Here is a 5,957-nt window from a genome sequence, read left to right on the forward strand (position 1 = left end):
AACTCACTTTTTCGGCTTGGGTGGTTTCACACCCTCGAGTTCCGCCCGTGCGTAGGGTACGTTGTAGCCCTTCTTGACCGGCTTGCCCGTGTAGACTGCCTCGCGGCGCTGGGGCTTGGTACCCTCCACCTCTACCAGCATGTCTTCCTTGCCGTAAACAAAGTCGGAGTAGCGGTAGTCGGCCATCTCGAAGTCGTAGCCCATCACCACCGCACCGGTAGGACAGGCCTCTTCACACAGACCACAGAAAATGCAGCGCAGCATGTTGATCTCATAGACCCTGGCATAGCGCTCGCCTGCACTCACCGGGTTGTTGGGGTCGTTTTCGGCAGCTTCCACATAGATGGCATAGGCTGGACAGGCTGCCGCGCACAGCGAACAGCCGATGCACTTTTCCAGGCCATTGGGGTGCCGGGTCAGTACATGCCGCCCGTGAAAGCGCGGCTTGAGGGCCACCGGAGCATCTGGATAGGGGATCGTCACGGGCTTAGAAAACAAAGCCTTGAGCGTGATACCCATGCTTTGTGCCAGCGCAGCAATGCTCATAATATCAACTCCTTCGCCAAACCTGGGCACCAAACACCCGGTGGTGTAATCAATCTCCTGCTCCCATATGGGGCGCCGATTTGGGTTTTGCCTGCGCACCCAGGATTACATAGACCGAGAACGCAATCATGCTTAGCAACGAAAGCCAGCCCAGAATCGCGATGGGCAGCTGGTAGGCCATCACAAAAGCAGCCACCATAAACCAGACCAGCGCTAGCGGGAATAGCCGCCCCCAGCTAAAGAGCATGAGTTGATCGTAGCGCAGACGGAAGAGCGTACCGCGCACCCAGATAAAGAAGAACAAAAACAGCGCGATCTTGGCAAACATCCACACATAGGGCAGGGCAAACAGTCCACCAATAACGGGGATCTGCTCCATGAAGCCCGGCATTCGCCAGCCTCCCAGGAAAAGGGTGGGAATCAGGGCCGCAGCGGTGATGAGGTGGATATACTCGGCCATCTGGAACAAAGCCCACTTGATCGAGCTGTACTCGGTGTTGTAGCCGCCCACCAATTCCTGTTCGGCCTCGGGAAGGTCGAATGGCGTGCGGGCCGCTTCGGCCATGCTGGTCAGGAGGAAGATGGCAAAAGCCGGGAGCATGTAGAGAATCAGCCAGCCGTTTTCGTACTGCCAGTTCACGATCTCCTGGAGGTTCAACGATCCTACCAGCACCACCGGCGCTACCAGACTGATGCCCAGGGCCAACTCATAGGAAATCAACGAGGCCGAGGATCGCAACGAACCCAGAAGCGAATATTTGGAATTCGAGGCCCAGCCCGCCAGGAAGATGCCGTAGATGGCCATTTCAGAAACAGCAAACACATACAGGATGCCCACGTCCAGGTTGATCACCCAGGGGTCGTAGCCGAAGAAAGCATCCTTGGGGCCAAAGGGAATCAGGCCAAAGGTCAGCAGTGCAAAGGTGACGGAGATCATGGGGGCCATGATAAAAATCACCTTGTCGGCTTTGGCCACCACCAGGTCTTCTTTAAAGATGGACTTGATGGCATCGGCCAAGGGCTGAAACAGGCCATCGGGCCCCACCCGGTTGGGCCCCTGGCGGATCTGGATGCGGGCCAGCAGGCGGCGCTCAATCAGGGTCATATATGCGAAGGCGGTTAGCAGGCCAAGAATCACCAGGAAGGCTTTAATTCCCACCATCCACAGGGGGTCGGTGGCACTGGAGTCGGCAGGAACGGCCTCCGCTGCCATGGCAAGGCTGGTAAAAAAAGCCGCACCACCAAAAACCAGCTTTTGGGCCGATATCCAGAGTCGTTGTGGGTCTTCGACCCTGGCCCTTGGGCTTTCGGCCTTCATGCTTCACCTCCCACCAACACCCTGGCCTCCACACTACGGCCCGCCCAGGCCCCCAGCGCCGGCAGATACATCACCCCGTCGGGGAGGCCAGGGACGACCTTGACCTCGAGGTTCTCTACACCTGCTGGCGTCTCCAGTTCAACCAGGTAACCATGGGCTAGGCCGTTGGCTTTTGCGGTCTCGAGGCTCATTTCCAGTCTGGTCTGCACCACCCTGGCCACCGCACCCACCAGCTGCTCCCGCCGCCACATGATGGGGCGCAGATAGAGCTGCCCCCTGGTCGCATCCGACTCCGAAGCCGCCCAGCCCGCCGCCCTGGGCATCCAGCGCTGCATCACCGGCGGGAGTTGATACTGCTCAATAAGCAGCCGGGTGGCTTGACGAACCAGTCGGATCGAGGTCTTCACCCCGGCAGCCTCCGCGATCAAACCCAGAGCTGCTACTGCACCATCCGCGTCGCCATTGGCGATGCCGGTGGGCTCTATCGGCAGTACCCGGCCTTCCAGGTTCAAGGTGTGACCCCGCTTTTCATAAGCGGTCTGGTTTGGCAACACCACATCGGCATACCTCTCGGCCAGGGTATGCTGGTGGGTCAGGTGCAGAATGCGGTAGGAAGCGGCTTTTAGCTGGGCCTCGGTGGGCAGGAAGCCAAAATAGACAGCCCTGGCCCCGGTTTCCGTCCAGCCAGTCCCCCCTTTCCCTGGGAAAAGGCCCACCGCTTCCAACCCCCTCGCATTAGCCGCAGGGGTCATGCACATGACCTTCGCACTGGTTCGCTCGGCCAGCTGCCTGGCTTTCATGGCTGCATCGGGATAATTAAGCACCCCGGAGCCCAGTACCAGGACTATCTTCTGGCTGGCCGCCAGCCTGCCCTTGACCCAGGCTACCGGCTGGCCCAGCCCGGCAGGGGCTTCTGCCTGATCAAGTAATGCCGAGAGCAGAGCTACCTCTTGCCCAGGGACATGTACCGCACTGGCCCCGGCCCATTCGGCGGTGCTGGTCGGATAGGTGCTGAAGAGTGCAAGCTTATCGGTCAGGCGCGGCATCCGCTCCTTGATGCTGAGGTCGGCAAAGGGAGTACCGTGATTCAGCCTGGGCAGCGGCTTCAGGCCGCGACTAAACTCCGAGAGCCGGAGGTGCAGGGTGGGCGCTTCCTCGGCGGGTTCGCCCAGGATCAGTACAAATTGCGCGTCCAGTAAATCCTCGAAGCTGGCTGGACTAAAAACCGTGGTGGGGTAGGCGGTACGGCCCTGGAAGTCACGGTGGTTGGTTCCCAAAGCGCTTGCTAGCTCTACTGCCACCAACCCTTCCTCGAGGGTGCTGCTGCCTCCCAGATAGACGCCAATGTCGCTTTTGGCCAGGCCCCCCAAACCACTCCGAATGGCTGTTAGGGCTTCATCCCAGGTGGCCTCCACCAGTCTGCCATCCCGGCGCACCAGTGGGGTGCGGATGCGGTTTTCGTTCACCCATTCGTGACCGAAGCGGGCAGCATCCGAGATCCAGACCTGGTTTACCTCCCGGCGCTCTGCTCCACGGATGCGCTCCAACAGCCCGCTTCGAGCATCTACCGTAATGGCAGCCCCGCTGGCGTCATCCATCGAGGTGGTCTCGGTAGAGTCGTACTCCCAGTTGCGCGCACGAAAGCGTGCGGTCTGGTCGAGCAAGGCGCCCACCGGGCAGATATCCACAATATTGCCAGTGAAGTTGGAGGGCAGGCCATCTTCCTCGCTATTGATGAAGGTATGCACACCCCGCTCGATGAAGTCGAGCACTTTGTCGCCCGGAATCTCTTCGAAGTAACGTACACAGCGCTTGCAGTGAATGCAACGCTCCCGGTCGAGCACGATAAACTCTGAGAGCGAGTGGTGTTTATCCACGTGCCGTCGGGTCATCTCGAAGCGGGTGTACAGGGGCAGTTCCATAGGGTCGGGCTGGTAAAATTTTTCAACCAGGCCATACTCCACGGTGCGGTCTTGCAGCTCGCAGGCCCCCCCTTTGTCGCAGGTGGGGCAGTCGAGCGGGTGATTGAACAGCGTGAGTTCGACCATCCCCGACTGGGCGTGCTTGACCTCGTCGGACAGGGTGTCAATCGCCATCCCATCGCTGACCGCAGTCACGCAGGCCGCCGCCAGCTTGGGCATCCAGAAAATCCGGGGCTGCCCATTTTCCAGGATGAAGTTGCCATCCGATCCCTTGCGGGGGCTCCCGGTCTTGACCAGGCACATCCGGCAGGCCCCCACTGGAGAGAGGTGCTTCTCGGCACAGAACAGTGGCACGTCGTAGCCAGCATGGAAAATTGCATCCATTACTGAGGTGCCGTTAGGAACCTCAACAACTTTATCGTTTATGGTTACTTTGGCCATTCCCCACATCACCCCCAACGGCTTCCCGGGCGCTCGACGGGTTTGCCATTCTCCACCACATCCACAAACTGGCTACGGAAGTGCTTGAGGCTGCCACGAACCGGCCAGCAGGCTGCATCCGCCAGGGCGCAGAAGCTGCGGCCTTCAATCTGATCGAGCATATTTTCCAGAAGCTCCACATCGCCCTTCTGACCCTGCCCAGTACCCATCTTCTCAAACAGGCTCACCATCCAGCCCGAGACCCCCTCGCGGCAGGGGGTGCACTTGCCGCAGGACTCGTGACCGTAAAAACGGGTCACATTCCACATCGCGTCCACCATGCTCATGCTGGCCGGGATGCCAATTACCCCTCCAGTACCCAGCAGCGAGCCCCTGGCGCTGATGGATTCGTAATCCATGGGAGTGTCCAGAATTTCGTCGTTCCAGGGCAGCGGCGGGCAGGACGAACCCCCAGGGATGAGGGCCTGGACTGGCTCGATGGGGCCACCCGCATAGTCGAAGAGCAACTCACGAAAGGGGGTGCCCAGTGGAAGCTCGTACACTCCTGGGCGCTTGAAGGGGCCGCTAACCTGAAAGAGCTTGTGGCCCTTGGATTTTTCGGTGCCCATGCTGGCAAACCAGTCGGCGCCGCGCTGAACGATATGCACTGCCGAGCAGATTGATTCGACATTATTGATGGTGGTGGGCATCCCCCACAGGCCCGCCTGGGCCGGGAAAGGTGGTTTCATACGGGGGTTGGCTCGCAGTCCTTCCAGCGAATTCATCAGTGCGGTCTCTTCGCCACAGATGTAAGCCCCGGCCCCCCGGTGAACATAAAGATCGAAGTCGAAACTAGTGCCCATCGCGTTCTGGCCCAGATAACCCTGGGCATAGGCTTGCTTAATGGCCGCGACAAGGCGGTCGTAGGCCCGGCGGTATTCGCCACGAACATAGATATAGCCTTTGCTGGCCTGAATCCCCACCCCGGCAATGATCATGCCTTCGATCAGCTGGTGGGGGTCGTCTTCCATCAGATAGCGGTCTTTAAAGCTACCCGGCTCCGACTCGTCGGCATTGCAGACGATGTAGTGCTGTTTGCCGGTGTTCTTCGGCATGAAACTCCACTTAAGGCCGGTGGGAAAGCCAGCCCCACCCCGGCCACGGAGTCCAGACTTTTTCATCTCTTCGATTACCCAGTCCTGGCCTAGCTGAACAGCCTTATGAGCAGCCTGATAGCCACCCTGAGCCAGGTAATATTCCAGCTTCCAGGAGCCTGGCTGGCCCACATGTTTGTACAGTGTCCGCTCAAAGCGCGGGTCTTTGCCGCTGACAATCGGCCCACTGCTCACGCTTTCACCTCATCTCCACGGGTATGAACGGCGTGCCCAGCCTTGCCGGGAAGCAGGATGTCCTCGAGCCTCTTCCCCTGGCGCAAGCCCCTTAAAATCGCATGCAGTCGGGCTTTAGTCACGCACTCCACATAGGGTTCGTCGTTAACCTGGATTACCGGCGCAGTGTGGCAGGAGCCCAGGCACTCGACCTTCTGGATGCTGAACAGACCGTCATCACTTACATCGCCACGCAAAATTTGCAGTTCGTTGACTAGCTCGTCCCAGAGCTCGTCTGACCCGCCGATTGCACACGAGAGAGTGGCGCAAACCTGCAGGTGGTACTTGCCAGTGGGTAAGGCCTGGTAGTAGCTATAGAAGCTCATCACCCCGGCCACTTCGGTAGCGGTGGTTCCCAGGATT

General features: G+C 59.4%; 5 protein-coding genes. All 5 read right to left on the minus strand.

Going from position 1 to position 5,957, the window contains the following annotated elements; translation table 11 throughout:
- Positions 1 to 3: 3 nt before the first annotated feature.
- On the minus strand, positions 4 to 546 hold the full coding sequence (nuoI, locus tag Q0288_RS14475) for an NADH-quinone oxidoreductase subunit NuoI (protein ID WP_299431811.1): 543 nt from the start codon (positions 544 to 546) through the stop codon (positions 4 to 6).
- Positions 547 to 595: 49 nt separating this feature from the next.
- The gene (locus Q0288_RS14480; protein ID WP_299431819.1) at positions 596 to 1,759 is read right to left on the minus strand and encodes a complex I subunit 1 family protein; all 1,164 of its coding nucleotides are present in this window, start codon (positions 1,757 to 1,759) and stop codon (positions 596 to 598) included.
- Positions 1,760 to 1,860: 101 nt separating this feature from the next.
- On the minus strand, positions 1,861 to 4,227 hold the full coding sequence (locus Q0288_RS14485; protein ID WP_299431813.1) for a molybdopterin-dependent oxidoreductase: 2,367 nt from the start codon (positions 4,225 to 4,227) through the stop codon (positions 1,861 to 1,863).
- A gap of 8 nt (positions 4,228 to 4,235) precedes the next feature.
- Positions 4,236 to 5,555: an NADH-quinone oxidoreductase subunit NuoF gene (gene nuoF / locus Q0288_RS14490; RefSeq protein WP_299431815.1), complete on the minus strand. Its 1,320-nt coding sequence runs from the start codon at positions 5,553 to 5,555 to the stop codon at positions 4,236 to 4,238.
- The coding region (locus tag Q0288_RS14495; protein WP_299431817.1) for an NAD(P)H-dependent oxidoreductase subunit E at positions 5,552 to 5,957 on the minus strand (406 nt) is incomplete at its 5' end. The genes nuoF and Q0288_RS14495, both read right to left, overlap by 4 nt.

The organism is uncultured Meiothermus sp., assembly GCF_937863175.1.
Classification (GTDB): Bacteria; Deinococcota; Deinococci; order Deinococcales; family Thermaceae; genus Meiothermus.

Bases quoted from the DNA above. Each gene is read 5' to 3' on its own strand.
- Q0288_RS14480 (WP_299431819.1), bottom strand. From the start codon at position 1,759: ATGGCAGCGGAGGCCGTTCCTGCCGACTCCAGTGCCACCGACCCCCTG.
- nuoI (WP_299431811.1), bottom strand. From the start codon at position 546: ATGAGCATTGCTGCGCTGGCACAAAGCATGGGTATCACGCTCAAGGCT.
- Q0288_RS14485 (WP_299431813.1), bottom strand. From the start codon at position 4,227: ATGGCCAAAGTAACCATAAACGATAAAGTTGTTGAGGTTCCTAACGGC.